Source organism: Sphingobacterium sp. SGL-16, assembly GCF_011043515.1.
GTDB lineage: Bacteria > Bacteroidota > Bacteroidia > Sphingobacteriales > Sphingobacteriaceae > Sphingobacterium > Sphingobacterium litopenaei.
This window is the reverse complement of sequence record NZ_JAAKGQ010000015.1, coordinates 1-26,211: the sequence shown is the minus strand read 5'-3', so window position 1 is coordinate 26,211 and position 26,211 is coordinate 1. Positions and strand designations below refer to the sequence as shown.

The 26,211-nt window shown below is 36.3% G+C and carries 19 protein-coding genes; 7 read left to right on the top strand and 12 right to left on the bottom strand.

The genetic code is table 11. The features are described 5' to 3' along the window. Position 1 precedes the first annotated feature (1 nt). The 5 genes from G5B32_RS07190 to G5B32_RS07170 all read right to left on the bottom strand — a co-directional run bounded on the left by G5B32_RS07190 (position 2) and on the right by G5B32_RS07170 (position 8,686). Positions 2 to 1,462 (bottom strand): SusD/RagB family nutrient-binding outer membrane lipoprotein, encoded by a 1,461-nt coding sequence (locus tag G5B32_RS07190; protein WP_165290871.1) that lies wholly within the window; start codon positions 1,460 to 1,462, stop codon positions 2 to 4. Positions 1,463 to 1,472: 10 nt separating this feature from the next. Then, positions 1,473 to 4,715 carry a SusC/RagA family TonB-linked outer membrane protein gene (locus G5B32_RS07185; protein ID WP_165290870.1) on the bottom strand — a complete coding sequence of 1,081 codons (3,243 nt, stop codon included), beginning with the start codon at positions 4,713 to 4,715 and terminating at the stop codon, positions 1,473 to 1,475. Positions 4,716 to 4,832: 117 nt separating this feature from the next. Then, a complete protein-coding gene (locus tag G5B32_RS07180) occupies positions 4,833 to 5,558 on the bottom strand; it encodes an MIP/aquaporin family protein (RefSeq protein WP_165290869.1) in 726 nt (241 codons plus the stop codon). Between the two features lie 26 nt (positions 5,559 to 5,584). Further along, on the bottom strand, positions 5,585 to 7,087 hold the full coding sequence (glpK, locus tag G5B32_RS07175) for a glycerol kinase GlpK (RefSeq protein WP_165290868.1): 1,503 nt from the start codon (positions 7,085 to 7,087) through the stop codon (positions 5,585 to 5,587). A gap of 33 nt (positions 7,088 to 7,120) precedes the next feature. Then, entirely contained in the window at positions 7,121 to 8,686 is a 1,566-nt protein-coding gene (locus G5B32_RS07170; protein WP_165290867.1) for a glycerol-3-phosphate dehydrogenase/oxidase, read from the bottom strand. Between the two features lie 127 nt (positions 8,687 to 8,813). Here G5B32_RS07170 and G5B32_RS07165 point away from each other — a divergent pair, with 127 nt between their 5' ends. Both G5B32_RS07165 and G5B32_RS07160 read left to right on the top strand, forming a co-directional pair. Then, positions 8,814 to 9,575 carry a DeoR/GlpR family DNA-binding transcription regulator gene (locus G5B32_RS07165; protein ID WP_165290866.1) on the top strand — a complete coding sequence of 254 codons (762 nt, stop codon included), beginning with the start codon at positions 8,814 to 8,816 and terminating at the stop codon, positions 9,573 to 9,575. Positions 9,576 to 9,622: 47 nt separating this feature from the next. Further along, entirely contained in the window at positions 9,623 to 11,407 is a 1,785-nt protein-coding gene (locus G5B32_RS07160) for an ABC transporter ATP-binding protein (RefSeq protein WP_165290865.1), read from the top strand. Positions 11,408 to 11,483: 76 nt separating this feature from the next. On the opposite strand, the gene G5B32_RS07155 is transcribed toward G5B32_RS07160, so the two are convergent. After that, positions 11,484 to 13,043 (bottom strand): hypothetical protein, encoded by a 1,560-nt coding sequence (locus G5B32_RS07155; protein ID WP_165290864.1) that lies wholly within the window; start codon positions 13,041 to 13,043, stop codon positions 11,484 to 11,486. 69 nt (positions 13,044 to 13,112) lie between these two features. Further along, positions 13,113 to 14,390, bottom strand: coding sequence for a hypothetical protein (locus G5B32_RS07150; RefSeq protein WP_165290863.1), 1,278 nt, complete (start codon positions 14,388 to 14,390; stop codon positions 13,113 to 13,115). Positions 14,391 to 14,562: 172 nt separating this feature from the next. Between G5B32_RS07150 and proS the strand changes: the two genes are divergently transcribed. The 4 genes from proS (at position 14,563) to G5B32_RS07130 (ending at position 18,510) form a co-directional block, all read left to right on the top strand. Next, complete coding sequence (proS, locus tag G5B32_RS07145) at positions 14,563 to 16,035, top strand: proline--tRNA ligase (protein ID WP_165290862.1); 1,473 nt, start codon at positions 14,563 to 14,565, stop codon at positions 16,033 to 16,035. Positions 16,036 to 16,115: 80 nt separating this feature from the next. After that, positions 16,116 to 16,889, top strand: coding sequence for an NAD-dependent epimerase/dehydratase family protein (locus tag G5B32_RS07140; RefSeq protein WP_165290861.1), 774 nt, complete (start codon positions 16,116 to 16,118; stop codon positions 16,887 to 16,889). 9 nt (positions 16,890 to 16,898) lie between these two features. Further along, positions 16,899 to 17,726, top strand: coding sequence for a DUF3658 domain-containing protein (locus tag G5B32_RS07135; RefSeq protein WP_165290860.1), 828 nt, complete (start codon positions 16,899 to 16,901; stop codon positions 17,724 to 17,726). A gap of 1 nt (position 17,727) precedes the next feature. Further along, positions 17,728 to 18,510 carry a TIGR02757 family protein gene (locus G5B32_RS07130; protein ID WP_165290859.1) on the top strand — a complete coding sequence of 261 codons (783 nt, stop codon included), beginning with the start codon at positions 17,728 to 17,730 and terminating at the stop codon, positions 18,508 to 18,510. 36 nt (positions 18,511 to 18,546) lie between these two features. Here the strand turns inward: G5B32_RS07130 and G5B32_RS07125 are convergent, their stop codons facing one another. The 5 genes from G5B32_RS07125 to G5B32_RS07105 form a co-directional block, all read right to left on the bottom strand. Then, positions 18,547 to 18,984 carry a GNAT family N-acetyltransferase gene (locus G5B32_RS07125; protein ID WP_165290858.1) on the bottom strand — a complete coding sequence of 146 codons (438 nt, stop codon included), beginning with the start codon at positions 18,982 to 18,984 and terminating at the stop codon, positions 18,547 to 18,549. Then, the gene (gene gap / locus G5B32_RS07120) at positions 18,981 to 19,979 is read right to left on the bottom strand and encodes a type I glyceraldehyde-3-phosphate dehydrogenase (RefSeq protein ID WP_165290857.1); all 999 of its coding nucleotides are present in this window, start codon (positions 19,977 to 19,979) and stop codon (positions 18,981 to 18,983) included. Before gap ends, G5B32_RS07125 begins: the two co-directional genes overlap by 4 nt. A 5-nt stretch (positions 19,980 to 19,984) precedes the next feature. Then, positions 19,985 to 20,608: a TlpA family protein disulfide reductase gene (locus G5B32_RS07115; RefSeq protein WP_223815334.1), complete on the bottom strand. Its 624-nt coding sequence runs from the start codon at positions 20,606 to 20,608 to the stop codon at positions 19,985 to 19,987. A 145-nt stretch (positions 20,609 to 20,753) separates the two neighbouring features. Beyond that, positions 20,754 to 23,741, bottom strand: coding sequence for a protein translocase subunit SecDF (gene secDF, locus G5B32_RS07110; protein WP_165290855.1), 2,988 nt, complete (start codon positions 23,739 to 23,741; stop codon positions 20,754 to 20,756). 206 nt (positions 23,742 to 23,947) lie between these two features. Next, complete coding sequence (locus G5B32_RS07105) at positions 23,948 to 24,424, bottom strand: hypothetical protein (RefSeq protein WP_165290854.1); 477 nt, start codon at positions 24,422 to 24,424, stop codon at positions 23,948 to 23,950. Between the two features lie 287 nt (positions 24,425 to 24,711). On the opposite strand from G5B32_RS07105, the gene guaB reads away from it, so the two are divergent. Further along, positions 24,712 to 26,187, top strand: coding sequence for an IMP dehydrogenase (gene guaB, locus G5B32_RS07100; protein WP_165290853.1), 1,476 nt, complete (start codon positions 24,712 to 24,714; stop codon positions 26,185 to 26,187). The last annotated feature ends 24 nt before the right edge of the window (positions 26,188 to 26,211 follow it).

The window sequence follows — 26,211 nt, the reverse complement described above, 5'->3', positions numbered from 1 at the left end:
TTTAATTAGCAGGTTGCCACCACATTAATCCGTTTGGAGTATTTCCTCCCATACGAGCAGATGCTTCATCATAATTAACTTTATTTAATGCCTGAGTGATTAACGGATAAGTCATTCTTACTGGCATTTTGCGTCCTTCTAAACCTGGTCCTGGAATTAAATCCAAAGCTTTAGTTCTGCGGTATTCATACCACTGTTGGAAGTCTGTAAAGAATAAAGCAAAATACTTTTGTAAATGGATTTTCTTCAATTTGGTTTCGTCTGTGTCGGTAGGGAAGAAGCCTACACGTTCATTGCTAAAGTAATTTACAGGTACATTTGCATCCCATATTTGCATAGCCGAGTTTACACCATCTTGATAATGTTGCCACGAATCTCCAAACGTAAATCCTCTAAGTGCACATTCTGCTAATATAAATTGCAATTCCGCATAATTTAGGATATTACCTAATTTAGGACTTGTCTTTAAAGACAGGTGAAATGTAGACTGACGCTCAGGTACTAATCCGCGTGGATAACCAGATTGCATACCTAAATAAGTACCTAATGTTGGTTGAGTAGCCCACAAAGCAAGACGAGGGTCACCAAGCGCAATTAAATTTTCAATAAAGAAATGTGAATAGCCTTTATTACCATTGAAATCAATGTCGCGGGCATTCAAGTAAGGATTGATATATGGCTCTTGCGAAGAGAAATAAAGAATAGCTGAATCATCATGACTAGCCATAATAGGATATTGTGATGATTTAGTTTCTACAATTTCACGAATTTTCACCGCAGCATCCAATTCTGGTTTATGAGAAACACGTAGCAATAATCTTAGGTAAAGTGAATTACCAAACTTGCGCCATTTTTCTGTATTTCCAGCAAATAGAGGATCCATGTTTTTTTGTGCATCAGGAATCGTATTATCCGTCAACAATTGATTGGCTTGTTCTAATTTTAAGAATAGATCACGATAAATATCTATTTGCTTATCATATACGGGTGTCGTATTTAATTCCTTGTATCCTAGATTACTTTGGAAATAAGGAATGTCACCATACATATCCGTAAGTAATGAACTAACCCATACATCTAAGATTCTAGAGATACCTTGGTAAGCTTGGAAACCTGCTTGTTGAGCTATTCCCGCACTATGGTAAATATCACGAATGTTAGTAAGTTCTACATACCAGTTTCTCCACATCGCCTCAGTTTCTGTTGCACGAACCTCATAACGGTGAAACTCTAGATTGTTGTTAGTTGTAACTGTAACCTGCATTAGCTCGTTATTAATACGCATATTACGGTCAATATTAGCTAATATGGTTTTATATATTGTGGGACCCAATAAAGCTTGAGGCGATACTTTCGCCGCTTCATTTGGGTTGGTATTCACATCCACAAAATCTTTTGTACAACTCAATGAGGTAATGCATAAAGTTGCAGCGGCTATAATTAAGTTAAATTTAAATTTCATAACAATTCGATTAGAAAGACACGGATAAGTTAAGACCAAAATTGCGTGTTGAAGGGAATTGAGCTATCTCACCACCTTTTTCCACACCACTTGCATTTAATGATCCAAATTCAGGATCAAACGCAGGCCAGTTACTAAATACAAGAAGATCACGTCCATAAATACCTACAGTCACTTTGCTAGCTTTTAACTTGCTCAATACGTCTTTTGGTAAAGAATAATCCAAACGTGCTTCTCTTAACTTAACGAAGTCGGTAGAAAATGTATTTGATTCAATGTTATCTCTGTTGAAATGGGTACGGTAATAATCTCCTGCAGCAACCACAACATTATTTGGAGAATACGTACCGTCAGCATTTTCGATTACACCATTACCAATAATTCCGTTATATCTTCCTGGAATAGTTTTTCTTAATTTACCTTCTTCCATCAGTACCGCATGTGTCAAAGAGTAACCAACACCACCGAACTGACCATCAAATAAAACGTTGAATCTTAGGTTTTTGTAGCTTAATGTAGTACCGATACCAAATTTTTGTCTTGCATTCGGATTTCCGATGTAAATAACATCGTCAGTATACACAGGCAATCCTGAACTGTATACTATTTGACCCTCAGGACTACGTAAGTAACCCAATCCGTACATATCACCAAAACGTCCGCCTAGTCTTGCTTCTACAGTACCACGGCTTCCGTAAATAGTAGATAATACTAATGGTTTATCTTCGTCCATCACTGGCAATTCTTCGATTTTAGTATCAAAAGCTGTGTAATTACCGAATAATGACCAACCAAATCCTTGAGAATTTTTAATGATATCGCCGTTCAATTCAATTTCAAGACCTTTATTACTTACCTTACCACCATTGATGATTTGGTTTCTATAGCCCGATGATGGATCGATAGGCGTTTCGATGATTTGATTTACATTGAATCCTTTATAAACTGTTACATCTATTTTAGCACGGTTTTTAAACATTCTAAATTCAGTCCCTAATTCGTACGAAATTTTATTTTCGAATGTTAATTCTTCATCTGGAATAGATGTAGGGTTGGATGCACCACCTGGGAAGTTGGTTTCGCGAGGGTAGGTGTAACTATTTAAGTATGGGCGTTTACCACCACCTCCGACTGCGGCTGCACTCGCTCTAAATTTCCAGAAACTGATATTTTGAGGAAGTTCAAATACATCCGACAATACCACACTGGCATTTACTGAAGGGTAGAAGAAAGGCTTAACATTTCCTTTTTTAGGAGAAGCTAAAGTACTAGCCCAGTCCGTACGTAATGTAGCATCTAAGAAGACTACATCTTTATAACTGGCATTACCCATTCCGTACAAACTGTTAACAGCATATTTAGACAAATATGGAGAGTATGTAACCGTTGTAGCGGAATTAGAGAAATTATATTCGTTAGGAACACTTAATGATCTTGTCCAGCCATCTTCTCTATCATACACGTTTACTAACATCGCTCCACCGAAGTTTCCGCCAAATTTGAAATCCTCATTTCTCTGATTGTTGTAAGTGAAAAGGAAATCCGCATTCACTTCTTGGTTGTAGACACCTTGTTCACGGTAGTAACCAAAAGCATATTTGTACGTGTCAAAAGGTCTTGACTGCGTACGTTGATCGTAAGAAAAGTCTAGACCACCACGAAGCATCAAACTCAGTTCGGAAGTGAATTTGTAGTCCGCTTGAATATTACCAATAACTTGATGTTTGTTTTGGGAGTTAATCATGTCATAAGACATGGTTTTTGGATTATCCAATAAGTTAGAGAATGGCGTTGTTTGTTCAATACCATATCTATTTGGTCTCCAGTTATCTTCAAACCATTTGGAATCCATGTTTGGAGTAATACCACGAACAAAATACATATAACTTTGGTTGTTATAACCCGAGTTAGGTAAGTTGTCAGATCCACGGTGGTTGTAATTAATTTTGGTAGAGAATGATAACTTCTCTGTAAGTTGGTTTGTTAAGTTACCCGCTATGGAGTTCCGGTTATATCCCATGTTTGGAATAATCCAAGAATTATAAACGTTAGTATAAGCGAAACGAGCAGATGTTTTATCTGTCGAACCCGAGATGCTGATACTATTTGTCGCAGTAACATCTGTCGTAAATAAATCTTTTCTATTGTTTGGATAAGCTTGCCACAATGTACGATTTGGTGGAGCTATTCTATAATATTCTGGATCATATTGGTAGAACATTTGTCCATCAAATTTCGGACCCCATGCCGAAGAAGTACTAAATGTAGATGATCCATCATCTGTTTGTCCATACGAGTAGTAGAGGTCTTGACCAATATCACCTTGTCCGTATTCATATTGATAATCTGGCCAACGGTTAATAGTTCCAAAAGTAGTATTGGAGTTTACAGAAACACCAAATCCACCACCTTTTTTGCCTTGTTTTGTCGTAATAATCAAAGCTCCATTTGCACCACGATAACCATATAATGCGGATGCCGCAGGACCTTTTAATACTGTTATGGATTCTATATCATCTGGATTGATGTCTGCTAATGACGAACCAAAGTCAACAGGAGAATCGTCTGCTAAATAATTGGATTGACCAGTAGTAGTCATTCTTTTACCAGCTTCCATGACAACACCATCAATCACGATAAGTGCACTGTTGTCACCTGAAAACGAAGTTTCGCCTCGCAATACGATTTCATTTGATCCTAAAGGACCTCCATTGGATTTCGTAACATTCAAACCTGCTACTTTTCCGACTAAGGCATCTGACCAGTTGTTAGATATCGCATCAGTTAATTGTTCTCCTGAAACCGTACTAACGGAATAACCAAGAGCCTTTTGTTCTCTTTTGATTCCTAACGCCGTAACAACAACCTCGTCGATATCTTGAGAAGATTCGGTTAATCGGATAGTAATGTTACTGTTCGCTGTACTATACTTTTGAGTATAAGATTCATATCCAATAAGATTAAATCTTACCTCTGCTCCTGTAGGAACATCTAAAGTGAATGTACCATCTACTTTAGATGATGTCACGGCTTTTCCGTTCACCTGAATAGAAACATTAGATAGGGGCTGATTGGTTTTAGAATCTAAAACTTTACCACCTATTTTTATGGTCTGCTGTAATACCCATGCATCTGTAGGTGTCTTTTCATAGGCAAATGCATTTCCCACAAATGGGCTAGAAATAAGTGCAAGCCAAACAAGTTTGGTCTGAAATGGTCTATCTCCATTTCCCCATTTTATTTTATTTAACATAGGAGTATGATTAATTCGTTGCTAATTTGCAAAGCTTAAATTAAGTCGATGTTAAACTTATATTAAGCTAATTGTTGGTTATGTTTCTTTTCTTAATTTATCTATATATGTTTATCATTAATGTATGACAAGATATAGTAATGCTGCTAATGCTGCGCCTATCATTGGCCCCAATACTGGAACCCATGCATATTCCGCATTAAATGACGCTTTGTTTTTAATGGGTACTAATGCATGAACAATGCGCGGTCCCAAATCTCTCGCTGGATTGATCGCATATCCCGTTGTTCCTCCTAATGAAAGTCCTATTGCCCAAACAAGAAAAGCCACTGGTAGTGCACCAATAGAGCCTAAGCCAATAGGTGTGGTGGAATTCAAAGTGGCATCCTTAAAATGCAGAATAGTGAAAATTAGAACAAAAGTCGCTAGTGTCTCACTTAGCAAATTGCGAGGTAAGTTTTTGATTGCAGGAGAAGTGCAGAATACTGCTTGTTTAGCGCCAGCATCTTCTGTTTGGTCAAAATGATCTTTGTAGAATGCCCAAACGCAAAAAGAACCAAGCATAGCACCTGCTAATTGCGCAGCCATATAGCCTAATGCTGTCATCAAACTCATTTCGCCCATGATTAATACCGATAAACTAACAGCGCAGTTCAAATGTGCTCCGCTATAGGGGCCTGCAATCGTAACGCCTACGAAAACAGCTAAAGCCCAAGCAGTACTAATCACAATCCAGCCAGAATTGTTGCCATTTGTTCCTTTTAGAAGGACATTGGCTACAACTCCACCTCCCAGAAGGATTAATACAGCTGTTCCAATAAATTCAGCTAATAAAGGTGTCATAATAGTAGTTTATTAGTTATAATTTTTTAGTCTTTATAGTTAGCCCAGAATTTTGCTGTTTCAGTTGCTCTTTTCCATTCACGCAACAGCTCTTTATTCGAACCTTCTTCTGATTTAGCTTCGAAAGCCTTATCTTCTTTCCACAGAGATTTTAATTCATCAATATCACTCCAAAATCCTACTGCTAGTCCCGCCAAGAATGCGGCACCCATTGCTGTAGTTTCCGTGATAGCTGGACGAATAACTTTGGTTTGTACAATATCGGCTTGAAATTGCATCAAGAAGTTATTGTTGGTAGCGCCACCGTCCACACGCAATTCCTGGATTTGGTTTTCCGAATCGTTTTCCATGGCTTTCAAAATATCATAAGTCTGATAAGCGATGCTTTCCAAAGCTGCACGTGCAATATGTGCGTCTTTTGAACCTCTTGAAAGACCGACGATAGTTCCACGTGCGTTAGCATTCCAGTGTGGTGCACCTAATCCCGAGAATGCAGGAACTAGATAGACTCCATTGGTATCCGGAACACTCGTTGCCAAAGCTTCTACCTCAGATGATTTTTTGATAATGCCTAATTCATCCCTTAACCATTGTACAACAGCTCCACCAATGAAAATACTGCCCTCTAAGGCATAATTTACTTCCTTGCCAATTTTCCAAGCAACTGTAGTGACCAATTTGTTTTTTGAAATTACAGGCTTACTGCCAATATTCATTAACAGAAAACAACCTGTTCCATAAGTATTTTTAGCCATACCTTCTTTTGTACATAACTGACCAAAAAGCGCAGCTTGTTGGTCTCCTGCAATACCCGCTATCGGAATATTTACATTGCCAATTTCCAATGAAGTATGACCGTAAAGTTCAGAACTGCTTGCTACTGTTGGTAACATCGATTTTGGGATATCAAAAATATCTAGTAACTCTTGATCCCAATCTAAAGTATGTATATTAAGAAGTAATGTTCTTGAAGCATTAGTTACATCAGTAACATGTTTTTCACCATTTGTCAAATTGTATACTAACCAAGAATCTACGGTTCCGAAAGCTAATTCACCATTTTCAGCCATTAGACGCGCTCCTTCCACATTTTCTAAAATCCAATTAATCTTAGAAGCAGAAAAATACGCATCAATTAAAAGACCTGTTTTTTCTTGAATCAAGGTGTCTAATCCTTTTTCAGCAATTGATTTACAATAATCTGCCGTGCGTCGATCTTGCCATACTATCGCATTACAAATGGGTTTTCCTGTTTTGCGATGCCAGACAATTGTCGTCTCACGTTGATTGGTGATGCCTATTCCTTTTATAGAATCAAGTTTTACATTAGCTTTTGCGATAGCTTCGGTCATGACAGCAAGCTGTGTAGACCAGATTTCTTGCGCATCGTGCTCTACCCATCCTGATTTAGGATAGATTTGTTTGAACTCTTTTTGCGCTACTTCCACAATCTCCCCATTGTGGTTGAATAAGATAGCGCGAGAACTCGTAGTACCTTGATCTAAGGAAAGAATGTATTCCTTTTTCATATCAAATTTGGTTTATAGTGTTACTATTTATTGTTATAGCGTATAGTTTTTGACTAATGCACTATAATTTTCCAATTGTGCTTTAACCCAATTTTCATCTTTTTGCAGTTCGTTCGCCATTAATTCGGCCACTCGAGGTGCTGCTAGAAGGGATGCTTTGGCATCTAAAAGAAGAAAACGAATTCTACGTGCTAAGAAATCTTCAATGTTGTAAATCATTTCATTTCTGCTTGCCCAAACTACTTCTGCTTCGATAAAATCATAATTTGGATGTAGTCTATTACCTAATGAAGGTGTTTCTTTAACCAAATTTTTGATTTGCTCAGTATCTGAACCGTACACTTGCCAATGTCCCTCACGTCTCTCTGTAGAGTAACCATGGATTTGAAGTGTGGTTGTTTGACAAGCTTTTGGTGCAAGATTTCCTGTTGTAATCGCTAAGTCTACAGTTTCTTCTGCCATCTTACGATAGGTAGTCCATTTACCACCTGTAATAGTGATTAATCCAGATTTACTTTTGATTAATTTGTGATCTCTAGAAATTTCTTTTGTACTGTTGCTGTCATTATCAGTAGGGGCAGCCAAAGGTCTTAAACCAGCGAATACACTTAATACATCTTGACGGGTAGGTGCGTTGTCCAAATAATCATTCGCTGTAGTCAAAATGAATTGGATCTCTTCTTCCAAAGGGCGAGGCTCAATTTGATGTGCATTCAAAGGGGTATCCGTCGTGCCTAATAAGACTTTGTCATGCCAAGGCACACCAAAAAGTACACGACCATCACTTGTTTCGGGAATCATAAGGGCATCAATATTGCCTAAGAATTTTTTGTCAATTACAATATGTGCTCCCTGGCTTGGTCTTACCAAATTTTTATGAGCAGCCACATCTAATTTCAAAATATCATCCACAAAAATTCCTGTAGCATTAATTACTGCTTTGGATTTAATGGTGTATTTCTTATCCGTATCTCTATCAATAAATTCAATGCCGGTTACAGTACCCTTGTCGTCTTTTAAGATAGCTGATGCTTCAGAATAGTTTAATACAACAGCACCATGTTCTGAAGCAGTCTGCCCTAAATTTAATGCTAAACGTGCATCGTCAAATTGACCATCAAAATATTGGATACCACCGATTAAGTTTTTCTGTTTTACTTTTGGTAGTTTTTCGATAACCTCAGACTTACTCAATAACGTTGATTTACCAATACGAAGTTTACCTGCAAGCCAATCGTATAACTTTAAGCCAATCAAAAATTTCATTTTGCCAAAGAAATCATACGAAGGGATAACAAAACTTTGAACAAAAGAAACATGAGGGGCATTTTTGAAAATTAAACCGCGCTCTTTTAAAGCTGACATTACCAATTTTACATCACCGTTAGCCAAGTAACGAACTCCTCCGTGGACAAGCTTCGTACTTTTACTTGATGTACCTTTTGCAAAATCATACTTCTCGACAAGTAATGTTTTATAACCTCTGGATGCGGCATCAACTGCTATACCTAGGCCCGTAGCACCACCACCGATAATCGTAATGTCCCATTCTTGGGTGCTTTCAATGCTTCTAATAGCTTCGTTTCTAGTAAATTTCATTTTGAATAGATGTAATTGTGTTTTGGTTATCGCGTAAAATTAATAAAAAACGTAAACAAACGAAACAAAATGAAAAATATTTTATCTTTTTCTTTCGTTTTAGAATTAATTGATAAATTAGACCATTATGAATAACGTCGAACGTCATCAACACATTATCAGGGAAGTAAACCTTAAAGGACATATATCGGTAGTAGAACTTTGTGAAAGTTTAGGAGTTTCATCCGTAACAATACGAAAGGATTTACAATTTTTAGAAGATTCTGGATTGGTGTATCGGACACATGGAGGCGTAACCAAACAAAACCCTTATCAGACAGATCGTTCAGTTATTGAAAAAGAAAAATTGCATGAGGCAGAAAAACGTGCTATTGCAAAAGCTTCCGCTAATTTTTTGACGCCAAATGATTCCATTATCATTGGATCAGGTACGACTACACAATTTTTTGCGCGCGAGATAATACCTCAAGGTCATTTGACCGTGGTTACGTCTGCATTAAATGTCACTTTGGAACTTTTAAAGCATTCTAATGTAGAGGTTATTCAGTTGGGAGGTTCTGTTCGACATACTTCTTCTTCCGTGACAGGTCAATATGCTATTAATACCCTGGAACAATTTTTTTGCTCCAAACTTTTTCTAGGTGTGGATGGTATAGATTTAGAATATGGCATTTCTACTACTAGTGCGCAAGAAGCTTTGTTAAACCAAAAAATGATTTCAGTCGCTCAACAAGTTATTGTGCTAGCGGATTCAAGTAAATTTAGCAGAAAGAGTTTTGGTAAAATTGCTGATTTCTCTAATATAGATGTTATTATTAGCAACGAAATACCTTCTTCTTTCCAAGAATTATTTGATTCTCTGGGAATACAAACCATCGTATGTAAATAGCATACCATTAGGAAACAAATACAAAATTTTGTTGTTATACTTATTGTATGACAATAAGAAACCTATACAAAAATATCCTTCCGTTTGTCAAACCTTACAAACATCTAATTTTTCTAGCATTAGGATTGACAGTAATCGGATCATTTGCAGCACAGATTAATGCATTTGTACTGAAATATACTGTAGATAAAATAAGTGATTTGTTGGTAAACAAAACCCCACTCCAGCAGGGCATGCATATCATAGGGATTATTTCTGCCATCTTGTTAGGAAAAGAAATCATTTATTCGCTGGTACAATTCGGCCAGAAGTTTTATGGGGAGAAATTAAAAATTATGATTGCCCGGGACTTTTCGCAGACTATTGTCGAGAAGATTCTGACCTATAGAATGGCATTTTATACCACCGAGTCCAATGAATCAGGTAAATTACAAACGCGTATTGATGCTGGAATTAGTTCATTGACACGTTTGGTGCAGAATTTCTTCATAGACATTTTACCGCTTTTTACGACAGCTATTGTAGCTTTGGTATGCATGTTTTTGGCCAACTTTTATGTTGGTCTTATTGGACTTATTACCGTTCCTATTTATTTCTATATTTCTCAATTACAGGCCACCAAATTATCTGGTTTCCGTCGTAATATGCGGTTTTTCAGAGAGAATAAAAGCAATCAAATTATCAATCTTATTGATTCTATCACGGTAATCAAATCCTTTGTGCGAGAAGACGAAGAAGCCGAACGTCATCGTAAAATTCAATACGATATGACGGAAAATCAAATGTCTACACGCAAGACGAGTTACCTTTTCGATAGCCTAAAAAGTTTTGTGGAGCAGATCGGTATCGTATTGGTAATTATTCTTACAGCATATTTTGTGCTGGATGAGCAAATGACGCTAGGGGCAATTATGTTTCACATCATGTTATTTAACAATGTTTCTGCCCCAATCAGACAACTGCATCGTATATATGATGAGGTGAATGATGCTTTGATATATTCAGAAAGCTTTTTTGAAATTTTAAAGGCTGACGATCAAAAAGAATTAACAGGATATTATAGACCAACAAAAATTACTGGTGCTATCGAAATGCGTCATGTAGATTTTGAATATCCCAATGGAACACCAGCCTTGTACAATGTATCAATGCGTATAGAACCTAATGAGATTACGGCTTTAGTTGGCTTGAGCGGAGCGGGCAAAAGTACCGTTATTAATGTTTTGGATAAGTTTTACTATCCTACATCGGGCGATATTTTTTTAGATGGAGTGAATTTAAAAGAATACGATACAAAATTTTTGCGCGAGAATATTGGCTTGGTCCTTCAGAAAAACCACATTTTCAAAGGAACTATTGCGGATAATATCCGCTATGGAAAGATTACAGCATCCCTTGAAGATGTGATGGAAGCTGCGAAGAAAGCGTATATCCATGAACAGATAATGGAATTGCCAAAAGGATATGATTCCGAAGCTCATTTATTATCCGGAGGACAGCAACAGCGTATTGCAATAGCCAGAATGTTTTTGAAAAATCCTCCGATTATATTTTTGGATGAACCCACGGCCAATTTGGATGCTATAGCGACAGAGCAAATTAAAAATAGTCTAGATGCGATCAAAGTCGGGCGTACAGTAGTAATCGTATCTCATTCCATTTCCCAAATAATTGACGCTTCTCATATTATTGTGATGGAAAAAGGTAGGGTAGTGGAAGACGGAACACACGATGATTTATACGATCAAAAAGGAACTTATCATCGTATTTTTTCCGCTATGGCGAATAGCCTGAATATTCAGAAGATTACTAAAAGTATGCAGGATAATTAATGGATGAATCAAAGGAACCCAAATAAAAATAGCGAAGTAAATACTCCGCTATTCGTTGATATAAATTGAAAATTATCTAAAACTTAGCTCCAATAGTAAACAATGCATTTGTGCGTTGAAGTTTTAAATCTGCGATTGGTTCAAAACTTCCTCTATCGTACCAAAAATCACTTAACACATAAGGTGCAGCGCTGTAAGAATTAACTTGATGTACAATAGCTATATCAGCATATAAGGTGTTCGTCAATTTGAAACCTAGACCAACACTACCACTAACATTAGTTTCTTCAGCATATTTGTAAGGATTGCCTATAAAGTTGAATCCTGCACGTCCACTGATAATATTATTAATCAAATATTCACCTCCTAAACGAACATTCACTGCACCTTGCAGCTCATCCTTGATAATATCATTCATATTTTGGAATGAGTTAAATCTTGAAGGATTACTGTATCGTGTAGTATTGTAGGTTATATATTCCATTTCTGCACTAAATAATCCTCGATTAAAGAATTTAGTAGCGCCTAATGCGAATTTCCAAGGCGTAGTTAAGTTATAATCTTGATCACTTGAGTACAATTTTGACTCATAAGTGTGAAATGAATTATTAGATCCCATATCAGGAAAAAAACTAACATCAGTAAAGGCGTCAGTAGTTTCGCTGATGCTTAACAACGTAGGAGTGGTGATTGTTAAGCCAATATTCCAATCGGTAGCAGGCTTGTAGATCATACCTAATTTAAAGTCAACACCTGAACCTTCACTAATTTGAGAATAATCATCTATTAGTTGATAGCTTTTATCTCCAAACTTTATATAATCAGCAGAGGTCGGGTTAGCGAAATCAGAATTTGGGTTGTCCTTTGCTACATCTACTGCAAGTTTTGTCAAACCATTTTCTTCAAATATCTTACTCTTTTCATATTTAAAGAATGACAAACCTAAAGTACCTCCGATATAGAATTTATTATTATAGTTTGCACCAAAAGCGAGAGCAGTATTACTATGGTAACCTTTTGTTAATAAATCATTAACTTGATCTTTATCATAGCCTTCTTCTGCTAAAGGGAAGTATCCATCTGCTGGATTAGCAAATTTTTCAACAAGATAACTATTATAAAAATCATTTTCAAAGCCTTTATCTTCAGCCATGATGTCTGTAAGATTATTTACATAGGATGTTTCATTATTTATTCCATTGTAAATAATTGAATTATTGAAATTCTGCTTTTTATTGTAGCTGATTCCCATATTAAAATTTTGCCAGCCTGCATACCCCGCTATCTGATTTCTATTGGGAAAATTAAAAACTACACCAGCTTGCGAAACGCCAAAATTTCCTTTATTACTATTAGAATTAGTGCCAAAGAAATCGGCCTTATTGCTGTTCTGTAAATAGTCAAAAGTAATGCTTATATCAGAGCGGCTGAAAAATCCAAGACCTGCAGGATTACCATTTACCGCAGTAATATCACCTCCTAGAGAAGTTTGTACATTTCCCATACCTTTGATTCTGGCTGAAGCTGGATTATCATCTTTAGAAAAAGAAACAGCATCGTCTACGGATTGCGCTTGAGCATATCCCCAAAAAGCGCTAGACACAAAAACAGAAAGTATAATTTTTTTAATATTCATGAGATTATTAGTCAAAATAAGGTTAAAGAAATGCCAGCTCATAAGAGCTGGCAAATATTTTTATTAATGTTATCTTCTTGAAGAACGCGAGCTTGAGCCCGATGAACTTGATCCAGAAGACGAGCTTCTTGATGAAGAACCTGAAGAACTGCTACCTACTGATGAAGAAGAACTTCTTGAAGAACTTCCTACAGAAGAAGATGAAGAAGAAGAGCTCGATGGTGTATATGAACTTCCTCTGCTACTGCTAGAAGATGAACTTGAACTTTCTCTAACACTTCTATTTGTTGTTGTAGATCTATTCGTGTTATCCGATGATGATCTCGACGAACGGTCTGTAGTAGTAGATCTAGTAGAAGGATATGTTGTAGTTGTTCCTCTTTCACTTGAAGTTCCTCTCTGGATAGTAGTACCTCTAGAATTACCCGAATTAGAATTTCTATCTGGAGTTACACTGCGTGAAGAAGTACCTCTTTGTATAGTTCCTCTTTCAGTAGTACTAGATGATCTTTCTGATACGCTACGTGAAGATGTTCCTCTTTGTACAGTACCATTTTCTCTGCGTGTAGTGCTAGTACGTGATGAACCTTCAGTATTTCTAGAAGATACTCTTGAACCTGTCACTATGCGTCCGCTTGCATCTCTGCTTACACTGCGAGAGGATGTTCCTGCTGTAGCTCTGTTAGTTGATCGATTATTAACCCTTGAATCGTATGAGCCACGATTTGTCGAGCGAACAGACGTATAAGTAGGGCGAACTCTATAACCATTTCCATAACCTACATTACTATATCCGTAATAAGGATGTCCCCAATGATTGTAATAAGAGTTATATCCCCAATACGAACCATAATAATATGGATTACCCCAGCCCCAACCGTATGAATAGTAAGGATTTCCCCATCCAAAGTTATAACCGAAACGTCCGTATGGATAGCCCCATCCAAACCCTAGTGACCAATTAGAACCCCAGCCCCAATTAGACCATCCCAAACCCATTCCACCATAACCATAGCCAAACCATGGATCAAAGAATGGATCATAATATGTCATACCTGGAGAAGAATAATAAAATCTATTGATACGATTAGCGTATTCTAGATCTTCATATCCATCCTCATAATATTCTTCATCAGAATATTCATCGGCATAATAATCATTATTTTGTTCTGTATATTGTTCGTCCGTATAGTAATAATCTGGACTTTGATAAGGTTGATCAACATTAGCCTGACGATTATTGTACATGTCATCTTTGTAAGCGATTTGCTTACTTGTTGAACATGAACTAATAGCCACGGCTATTGTCAATGCTAAACCACCTAATACTATTCTATTCGCTTTCATAATATCTTTATCGCTAGTTGTTGTAGATAATCCAACGTCTTTTTATTATCTTAGACGCGAATTTTAACAAAGGTTTAATACCTCTAATCAAAAATATAAATAAATTTTTACAGCGCGAGAATATGTGCTTTTTTAACATATATTTTCCGATTTATAAGATATAGTTTAAGCAATGAGTAAAGGAATAACAAGTCGTAGTGAAGATTATTCACAATGGTATAATGATCTGGTTATCAAGGCGGATTTGGCGGAGTATTCTGCAGTCAGAGGTTGTATGGTGATAAAACCTTATGGTTATGCTATTTGGGAGCGTATGCAAGCTATTTTGGATAAGCGGTTCAAAGAAACAGGACATAGCAATGCATATTTTCCCTTGTTTATTCCTAAATCATTTTTCTCCAAAGAAGCTTCTCACGTAGAAGGTTTTGCTACGGAATGTGCGGTAGTGACACATTATCGTTTAAAAAATGATGGTAATGGAAATATTATCGTAGATGAAGAAGCGAAATTGGAAGAAGAATTAATCGTTCGTCCTACTTCCGAAACTATTATTTGGAATACATACAGAGGCTGGATTGAATCATACCGCGATCTTCCTATTTTGGTAAACCAATGGGCGAATGTGGTACGTTGGGAAATGCGTACTCGTTTATTCTTGCGTACGGCTGAATTCTTGTGGCAAGAGGGGCATACAGCGCATGCGACTTCGGAAGAAGCTGTTGCTGAAGCACAACAAATGTTGGAAGTGTATGCTGAATTTGCGGAGAAAACATTAGCTGTTCCAGTTATTCGTGGTAGTAAAACGGAATCAGAACGTTTTGCAGGTGCATTGGATACATACACTATCGAAGCGCTAATGCAAGATGGTAAAGCATTGCAAGCTGGTACTTCTCACTTCTTAGGTCAAAATTTTGCTAAAGCTTTTGATGTGAAATTTACATCGAAAGAAGGAAAGCAAGAGTACGTATGGGCTACCTCTTGGGGCGTTTCTACGCGTTTGATGGGTGCATTGATTATGGCGCACTCGGATGACCAAGGTTTGGTATTACCTCCAAAATTAGCTCCAATTCAAGTTGTAATCGTACCGATTTTCAAAACAGCAGAAGAAAAAGCAAACATAGATGCTTTTGTAGATAATTTAAATGCAGAGTTGAAAGCGCAAGGTATTTCTGTGAAATACGATGACCGCGATACACAACGTCCAGGTTTCAAATTCGCGGAATGGGAATTGAAAGGTGTTCCTTTGCGCGTTGCGATTGGTGCACGTGATATGCAAAATGGTACCGTAGAATTAGCGCGTCGTGATACACAAACTAAAGAAACTGTTTCACAAGAAGGTTTAGGTAATTATATCGTTACCTTGTTGGATCAAATCCAAGATAATATCTTCCAAAAAGCGTTAAATTTCCGTGATTCTCACATTACAGAAGTAAATTCTTACGAAGAATTTAAAGATGTATTAGAAAATAAAGGTGGTTTTGTTTCTTGTCATTGGGATGGAACACCTGAAACAGAGAAACGTGTGAAAGAAGAGACCAAAGCTACTACACGTTGTATTCCTTTAGACTTCGCAGTGGAAGATGGCGTTTGTATCTTTACAGGTAAGCCTTCGAAAGGCAGAGTATTATTCGCAAAAGCATATTAATTTTTATTAAATAAAAATTCAAAATTTCATATCCGGAGAGCAAAGATTATTTCTTTGCTCTTTTTGTTTAAATTAGCTAGATGAAAATATTGATTTTAGGTTGTGGTTGGGTAGGAAAAGAGGTGGCAAAATATTATGTCGAGAAAGGTTGGCAAGTCTTCGCTACATGTACTTCGCAGGAGAAGAAGAATTACCTTTCTGCATTAGGTTTGCATGTTGCGGTAGTTAATTTTGATTTGAAAGATTCTAATTCTGAATTCCCCACTACCTTTGATTATATTTTAAACAGTGTTCCTGCCAGTTCTAAGAATTCTGTAGATGAAATATCTAATCGTTTTGAACATGTTCGACAATACATCGATAACCTAAAATTTCGAAAGCAAATCTATTTGAGCTCTATAGGGATCTATCCGGATCAGGATGGTGTTTTCACAGAAGACTATACTGAAGATTTGAATGAGAGGTTGTTAGTCGCAGAGCAAAAGGTAGAGTTGACAAATTCTCATATTTACCGTCTTGGAGGATTATTTGGAAAGAATAGAATTTTTGCCAAGTATTTTGCTAATCGTATCTGTATGACAGGCGATCAACCGGCGAATTTTATTCACGTAGATGATGTAGTGGCGTTAATCACAAAGGGATTTGACTCACATCTACATTATCCAATTTATAACCTTGTAGCACCAGAACATCCTTCTAAAAGGGATGTAATTTTAGCATCCGCTAAAAAATATGGTTTTGACTTACCCTTATCATTCAATTCTGAGAATTCTTTCCAAAAAATAGTTGATGGAAGTCTTATTATTAAGGAATTAAAATATAGTTTTAAGCATTCCTCCCCTGTAACCTTTTAAACTAATAATATGGTAAAAGAATATCATATCGTTTATGGCGAAAATTCATTAAATAATTTAATGATAAGCGATGTTATTGATTTATCAAATGAGAATATTAAATTAATTACTTTATTAGATACATTAGTATTAGGTCCTTTGTATGATTTAAAGACATTAAAAGGAATTAATGAACGTATTAATTGGTTTGAAGAATTTTTTCAAGAACCTGATTCTTACTATCACAGAGAGATAAAAAGCAAGGAACTCGCTGACAAACTAAGTGAGATAACTTCATTAGATACTGTTTATATGTGGCTAGGTGATGATGGTAATGAATACATATGGAAAGCAGCTACATTAAATTTTTTGAAGGATAAAAAAATCTCTATTTACACAGTCGATTGGGAAAATATTTCTTTTAATAACCATAATGGATATGATGCAAAATTGTTTTCATTGTATGTCTGTACATCGGAAAACATACAGCTTGCAAAACAATATTTTAGATTAATAACTAATAATGAAAAGCTATTTTTTGAAAAAAGTTGGGAGAAGTATTTAAGAAACAACTCCAATTTGAGAATTTTAAATAATCAAAATGAGATAGAAGAATCAAATATTACATATTTTGATGATATATTAATAACGCATTGTACTCCTGAATTTCAGTTTTCCTTCAAAGTAATTGGATTAACCATTGGTAATATGTATAATGGATATAATTCTAATGGAATAGGTGATTATTTTTTAATAGAACGATTAAAGCAACTTTGCTATGAAGGTCAGTTACAAATGCGAAATCAAGAGCATGGTCAGCGAAATGGACATATATTTGAAGTGGCTTTAGTAAAATAAAATGTCAGATTTTAATCTTAAAGAATTTTTGGATAGCAAGGTTGAGGAATATAATCAACCGAATTTTATACCCAATGATCCGATTTGTATCCCGCATCTTTTTACTAAAAAGCAGGATATAGAAATTATGGGCTTTATCGCATCGATATTAGCTTGGGGACAACGAAAAACCATTATTAATAAGTGTAAGGAGTTGATCGAGCGAATGGGCGGAAGTCCATATGATTTTATTATGAATCACAAGGAGGAAGATTTGAGATCTTTGTTGGGCTTTAAACATCGTACGTTCAATGATACGGATCTGCTTTATTTTGTAGAATTCTTTCGTTATCACTACAGCCGTTTTGATTCCTTGGAAGACGCTTTTCTAATAGGGCAGGAAAATTTGAAACCATCAGAAATTTCGATAGAAAAGTCTTTAAATGAATTCAAACTCTATTTCTTTTCGCTACCAGATTTTCCATTACGGACGAGAAAACATGTGAGTTCACCTGCTCAAAAGTCCACATGTAAGCGATTAAATATGTTTTTGCGCTGGATGGTTCGCCAGGATGATAAGGGCGTAGATTTTGGAATATGGAATAGAATTGCGCCATCCCAATTGATATGTCCTTGTGATGTACATGTAGAGCGTGTAGCACGTAAATTCCATTTAATAACATTGGAGAAATTGCAATGGAAGGCTGCTGTTGAATTATCGGAAAATTTGTATCAATTGGATGAATCGGATCCTGTAAAATATGATTTCGCTTTATTCGGCTTAGGCGTGGAAGGGGAGATGTAAACAAAAAAGTCATTTCCAATGAAATGACTTTTTTGTTTATCCAATATATTTAAACATTTCACGATGAGGACCGATGCCTGGAATATCAAACTCATCGGACATAAATTCGAATCCTAAAGCTTCATAGAAAGGAAATGCTATTGTGCGTGCATTGAACCATAGGTATGCTATACCCAATTGATTTTGAAGATGTGAGATACAAGCATTCAGCAATTCAGCAGCATAGCCTTTGCGTCTATGATCGGGATGTGTAGCCATTCCACGAAGACGATAAGCATCTTTCGGAAGTTTACCGTGATTTTCCTTCATACAAGTTAAGATGCAAGTTAACTCAATTTCTTCGTTATAATATCCTAGATGGAAGGTTGTGGGTAATGTATCATGATCAAACATACATTCTGCCTCTGGAAATCCGTTTCGTAAGACTAAAGAGCGCAAAGGGAGTGTTTGCTCTGCAGAAATAAAACGTATCATCTTTTGCTTAATTTCTCTAAAATATCCACAAGACGGTTAGAATATCCAAATTCATTATCGTACCAACCCACTACTTTTACCAAACCACCTACAATAGATGTTAACTGCGCATCAAAGACACAAGAATATGGATTGTTAATAATATCCACAGAAACTATGGGGTCTTCTGTATAATAAAGTACCTGTTTTAGTTCGTTCGCAGCAGCAACTTTGAATTTTTTGTTGATTTCTTCTACCGTAGTTTCTTTACTCAATGTACAGGTAAAATCCGTCAAAGAACCATTCAAAACCGGTACTCGGATACCTGCTCCACCTAATTTACCTTCTAAATGCGGAAATACATTGGTAATAGCTTTAGCAGCTCCTGTAGTCGTAGGAATGATAGAAGAAGATGCAGCACGTGCTCTACGCAAATCACGGTGAGGAGCATCATGTAAATTCTGATCACCTGTCATGGAGTGAACCGTCGTAATATAGCCGTCATTGATAACCCAGTTTTCATCTAAAATCTTTACTAAAGGTGCTACATTGTTGGTTGTACAAGAAGCATTTGAAAATAGGGGAGTATTCCAATCGAAATCTTGGTCATTAATGCCTAATACGACTGTTGGTACTTCCTTATCTGGAGATGGTGCTGAAATTATGACTTGTTTAGCTCCAGCCTCCAAATGTTGTGATGCTTTTTCTTTTGTTGTAAAATGCCCGGTGGACTCTACAACAACATCAATATTCAAATTTCCCCAAGGTAGATCCGCAGGATTTTTCTCCTGGGGCACTAAAATTTTATGCTCATTAATATACAGGTATTTTTCATCAAAGGTCACTTTCCCTTCGAAAGGCCCATGCACTGAATCATACTTGAATAGATGAGCTAAGGTAGATGTACTTGTTAAATCATTAATAGCAACGACATCAATATTTTCTAAATTTCGCTTTAGCAAATTGCGAAGCGTGTGTCTTCCAATTCGACCAAAACCATTTATTGCTATTTTCATTGATTTTATTTTGTGTATTCTTTTATGATTTCTTCGATTTTGCGATCACCATCCCAATAAGACTGTAATTTTCCTTCAGCTGTGTAAACATAGTTAGCTGGGAATTGCTTAGGAACGTGAATTTTTTGGATGAAATCTTGGTTTTTGTCGTATAACACTTCAACATTTGGCTTGCCAACCAATTCTTTTCCAAAAGTTTCTAAGAAATTTGCCATCAATGCTGGATCATTCATCGAAACGAAATAGATATTTATATTTTTAAGCTTGGCGTAATTTTTAGCGATTTGTCCTGCTTCCAATTGACAATGGCCACAGCTTGGATCGAATAATATGAAAGCTGATTTTTTGCCCTTTGGAATGTCCTGCTGTGTATAGCTGATGCCTGATTTTACTTTATAGAAGGTGAATTCTGGCAAGACAGGAGCTGGGGCTTTTTGAGATAATTCCTCTACTGTCTGTTGTTGCGCTTCTGCTGTAGTGGCTTCAGGACTGTGTGTGCTATGATCGTGTCCACTGTGATCATGGCCTTCATGATTTTCTACTTCAGTAGCTGTATTCGTATTGTTAGTAGAATTAGAACAACTCGAAAATCCAAGAATAGTACTTAATATTAGAGTTGAGATCATCATTTTTTTCATATAAATAGTTCTTTACACAAATCTATAAAAAATAACACGGTCTTCAGGAAAACTATCTATTTATGATGAATTTGTGATAAACGAAAAAGGCTATCCAAATGGATAGCCCTTAGTTTTATTTTTGAAGTTGTTAAAATTATGGAGTAACAACTTTTGGTTCTACAGCTTTTGGTTTAGATATACTGTTGTTGTTTTTACCTAAATCGTAAACAACAGGTGAAGCCAAGATAATAGATGAATAAGTACCAACTACGATACCTACTAAGATTGCAAACGCAAATCCTCTGATTACCTCACCACCGAAAATAAACAACACCACTAATACGAAGATAATTGTTAAAGATGTAATGATCGTACGTGATAACGTAGTATTGATTGCATGGTTTACGATTTCACCAAAGCTCTTATTTGATCCTACAGCTTTGCTGATATCCTCACGGATACGGTCAAATACAACCACGGTGTCATTTACAGAGTAGCCCAATACCGTTAAGAATGCAGCTACAAAGTGTTGGTCTATATCTAATGAGAAAGGTACTATTCCATCTAATAAAGAGAATAAACCTAACAAGATAATACCATCGTGAATAGTTGCAACAGCAGCACCTACTGAATATTGCCATTTGTGGAAACGTACAAAAATATAAACAGCAATAATTAATATAGAGATAATTGCTGACCAAGCCGCTCTATCAGTAATATCTGAAGCGATAGAAGGACCAACTTTTTGAGAAGATAAGATTTCGTATTTATTACCTGAAACTTTTTCTAATCCAGAATTCAATTTCGCTAATACTTCAGCATCTGCTTCATCCGAAGTTTCTTGGATATGGTAAGTCGTTGTTACACGAACTTGATTTGCACTACCAAAAGTTTTTACTTCTGTCGTAGATTGAAAGACTTCATCTAAGTTTTTACGAACTTCTTCCAAATTTACTGGTTGCTCATAACGTACAGTATATGTACGACCTCCTTGGAAGTCAACACCTAAACTAAACCCTTTAGTGAAGATTGATATAAATGAAATAGCAACAGCAATTAATGAAATAGTATAGAATATTTTACGTTTTTTGATGAATTGGAAATTCGCACCCAATAAAGTGTTTGCAGACCAAGGGAAAGAAACATTGATCTTCATATCACGCTCTAACATGAATTCGAAAATCAAACGCGAGATAAAGATTGATGTAAATAATGATGTAATAATACCAACCATCAAGGTAGTAGCGAAACCTAAGATAGGTCCTGATCCGAAGAAGAATAATACCACACCTACTAAGAAAGTCGTAATCTGACCATCTAAGATAGATGGTAAAGCGTACTTGTAACCATCTGCAATAGCTTGACGAATACTTTTACCTCCACGGATTTCTTCACGAATACGTTCGTTAATAAGTACGTTAGCATCTACGGCTGTACCCATTGTCAAAACGATACCTGCAATACCAGGGAGAGTCAATACCGCATTCAAGGATGCTAAGATTCCTAATAAGAAAAATACGTTGAATATAACGGCAATGTTTGCAGCCCACCCCGCTTTGTTGTAGTACGCTACCATGAACAACATTACAACTACAACAGCGATTAATGATGAATTCAAACCAGCGTCGATAGCCGCTTGACCTAAAGAAGGTCCTACGATAGCTTCTTCAACGATTTTAGCAGTAGTCGGAAGACGTCCTGATTTTAATACGTTAGCTAAGTCTTTTGTATCTTCAATAGTGAAGTTACCCGAAATTGATGAGTTACCACCTGCGATTTCTGATTGTACAGTAGGGGCAGAGTATACTACATTATCTAATACGATAGCGATAGCTTCTTTCTTTTGAGATGCTTTAGCCGTAACTCTTCTCCATTCTTTAGCACCATATGAGTTCATTTTCATACTTACTACAGGAGAGTTAGTTTGAGGATCAAACTCATCTCTGGCATCTGTAATTACATCTCCAGATAATACTGAACCTGTCTCTCCAGCGCCAACTTTGATAGCATATAACGATAATAAGTTAGCACTTTGCTCAGGTTTTACTGCCCACAATAATTTTACGTTAGCAGGGATTAACGCTTTGATTTCAGGTCTTTCAAAATAAGCGTTTACTTTAGCTGTATCTTTCAAAGCAGCGATACCTACTTGTGCACCTGGAGCTAACTGTTGTTGACCATCAGGAGTTTGGTAAATCGATGGCATCAACACGCTGAATAATGGATTTTGAGCAGCCATGTTTGCTACTGCAGCAGATGAATCTGTTTTAGCAGCTTTGTTACCACCTAAGTTCGCTAATAAATTTTCTTTCTTAGTCGTATCCGATGTTGCTGTATCAGCTTTAGCTACTGTATTCTCAGTAGATTTTAATGAAGAAGCTAAAGTTCTATTGATATTATCTAAAAGAGGATAAATCTGACCGTTGTCATGAGTTTCGTAGAATTCTAGCTTAGCAGATCCTTGTAACAATTTACGAACACGATCCGCGTCGTTTACGCCTGGTAATTCGATTAAGATACGGTTAGTTCCTTGTTGAATTTGAATATTTGGAGATGCTACACCAAATTTGTCAATACGTGTACGTAATACTTTAAATGAATTTTGGATAGCATTATCTGCTTCTACTTGTAAGAATTTCTTTACGTCAGCTTCTGAGCTGTTGTTAGAAATAAAGTTTGAATTATCTTTAGTAGCAAAGAATGAAGCTAATGTTGCAGAAGCACCACTTGCTTTATATTCGTTTATAAATAGATCAACAATAGAAGTATTAGTTGATTTACTTTTTTGAATTGCTGTAGTTAACGCATTGTTGAATTTTTCATCTTTAGGATTGTTCGCTAAGTTACGAATCAACTCATCCAATGAAATTTCCATTGTTACGTTCATACCGCCTTTAAGGTCAAGACCCAAAGGCAACTCTTGTGCTTTACATTCTCTGTAGGTAAATTTAGCTACGCCTAAATTATACACTACTTCTCCAGCGATAGAATCCAAATACGCTTTTTCTTTGGCAATGTCGCCACCTGCGTAAGCTTCAGCATCTCGCTCTACTTTCCTAGTAACAAATGTAAATGATAACGCGTAGAGACAGGCTACTGTCAATACGGCTACCAAAAATTTAATCAGCCCTTTGCTCTGCATTTTCTTATTCGTCTATTAATTTGATATAGTTTATGTTTTTATTACGATGTAATGATAAAAATATTTACCAAGATTCGCAAAGGTATAAAAAAAATACAGAAAGAAAACAAAGGAATGAAGAGATTAACTATATAAGGATTATATAGTTACAGGAAAGAAAAAAAATATTAAAGGGAACCATTTGATTCCCTTTTTTAGCTTATTTCTTATCTAAGAACGTATTTAATACCAAATGTAAAGCCATCTCCATGGAAATGTGCATCATTGTTTAATCTTAAATAAGGTTTATAATCTAAGTGCATAGCAAATGGAATTGTAGGGATTTTGTATTCTAAACCAATTTGAGGTCTTAATCCAAAACCAGTATCGCTATCACCTTTTCCTGTCCAGATATTTACTTGTGCACCAACACCCGCGTACCAGTGTAAACCATCAGCTCCATTGATAGGTCTTTCGTATTGCCAGTCACCACCTAAAGTTACCCAATGATCACCAAATGCTGCTTGCAATTGCAATGCTTGTGGACCATTTAAAGCTGTTTTGTATTGGATACCTACGTTAGCACCATCATTACCATCGAATACAATACCTAGTGCTGATTTGAAAGGAGTTTGTGCTTTTGCTTCATTAGCTCCGAAAGTCAAGGCACCCACTGCAATTAAAGATAAAAATACTTTTTTCATAATCTATAATTTGTTTTTAAGAACGAACTTGAGGTCAATCCTGAGTTCAGTGTTTAATTTTTATTGTGATAAAGCAAATATGTTGCCAAAGTATTTGAAAACTACGAATAGGTTAATATTAAAAATGGGATTTTAATTTTTTGTACTTATTATCCTTCTCTTAAATTCATGTCATTTGAAAATTAAATTATAATGTTGTAAGGATAGATAAGTATTTTTTATTAGTAATTATTAAATTATTTTGTATCTTTGTCCGGCAAATAGAAAACCCAAGAAAGGTATTTGCCATGCAATTAGATCCACAAAAATTCGTAGCTGAAGGTCTTACTTATGACGATGTATTATTAATACCAGCTTATTCAGAAATATTACCTAGAGACGTAGATACTAGTACTTATCTAACGCGCAAAATCAAATTAAATATTCCTTTAGTATCAGCTGCAATGGATACTGTTACTGAATCTGATTTGGCTATTGCTATAGCACAAGCAGGTGGTATCGGTATGTTGCACAAGAATATGACGATCGAACAACAAGCTGCTGAAGTACGTAAAGTAAAACGTTCGGAAAGCGGTATGATTCAAGATCCTGTTACTTTATTAGAGAATGCGACTGTTGGTGATGCTTTCAGTATTATGAAAGAGCACAAAATAGGAGGTATTCCAGTTATTGATGGCGCAGGTAAATTGGTAGGTATCGTCACAAATCGTGATTTGCGTTTCCAAAAAGATATGACTAAGCCTATTAAGGAATTAATGACTAAAGATAATCTTGTTGTAGCTCCAATAGGAACAGACTTAGTGAAAGCTGAAGAAATCCTTCAAAATTATAAAATTGAAAAATTACCAGTTGTAGACGGTAATAATGTACTAAAAGGACTTATTACTTTTAAAGACATTCAAAAATATAAACATTATCCTAATGCGGCTAAAGATGGACATGGTCGTCTTTTAGTAGGTGCTGCTGTAGGTGTTACAGCTGATACTATTGATCGTGTAGATGCTTTGGTGGCTGCAGGTGTGGATGTCGTTACCATTGACACTGCACATGGTCACTCATTAGGTGTAATCAATAAATTAAAAGAGGTAAAAGCTAAATATCCAGAATTACAAGTAATTGTGGGTAATATTGCTACAGGAGCTGCCGCAAAAGCATTAGCAGATGCAGGTGCAGATGGTGTTAAAGTCGGTATTGGTCCGGGTTCGATTTGTACAACTCGTATTATTGCAGGGGTAGGTGTTCCTCAGTTGTACGCCGTATATGAAGTGGCTAAAGCATTAAAAGGTACGGGAGTTCCTTTGATCGCGGATGGTGGTATCAAACAAACTGGTGATATTGCGAAAGCAATTGCAGCTGGTGCGGATACAATTATGGCTGGTTCATTGTTCGCGGGGGTTGAAGAAGCTCCAGGCGAAACCATCTTATTAGAAGGTCGTAAATTCAAATCTTATCGTGGTATGGGGTCTGTAGAAGCTATGGAAAAAGGTTCAAAAGACCGTTATTTCCAAGATGTAGAAGCAGATATCAAAAAATTAGTACCTGAAGGTATTGTTGGCCGTGTACCATACAAAGGAACATTGGCTGAAGTTGTTTACCAATATATTGGTGGTTTGAGAGCGTCAATGGGTTATTGTGGCGCGGCAAGCATTGAAAAATTAAAAGAAGCTCAATTTGTACGTATTACTGGTGCAGGTTTGAGAGAATCGCACCCACACAATATTCAAATCACGAAAGAAGCGCCTAACTACAACAGTAGAGGTTAATCTTTTACTTTATAATATTTTTAA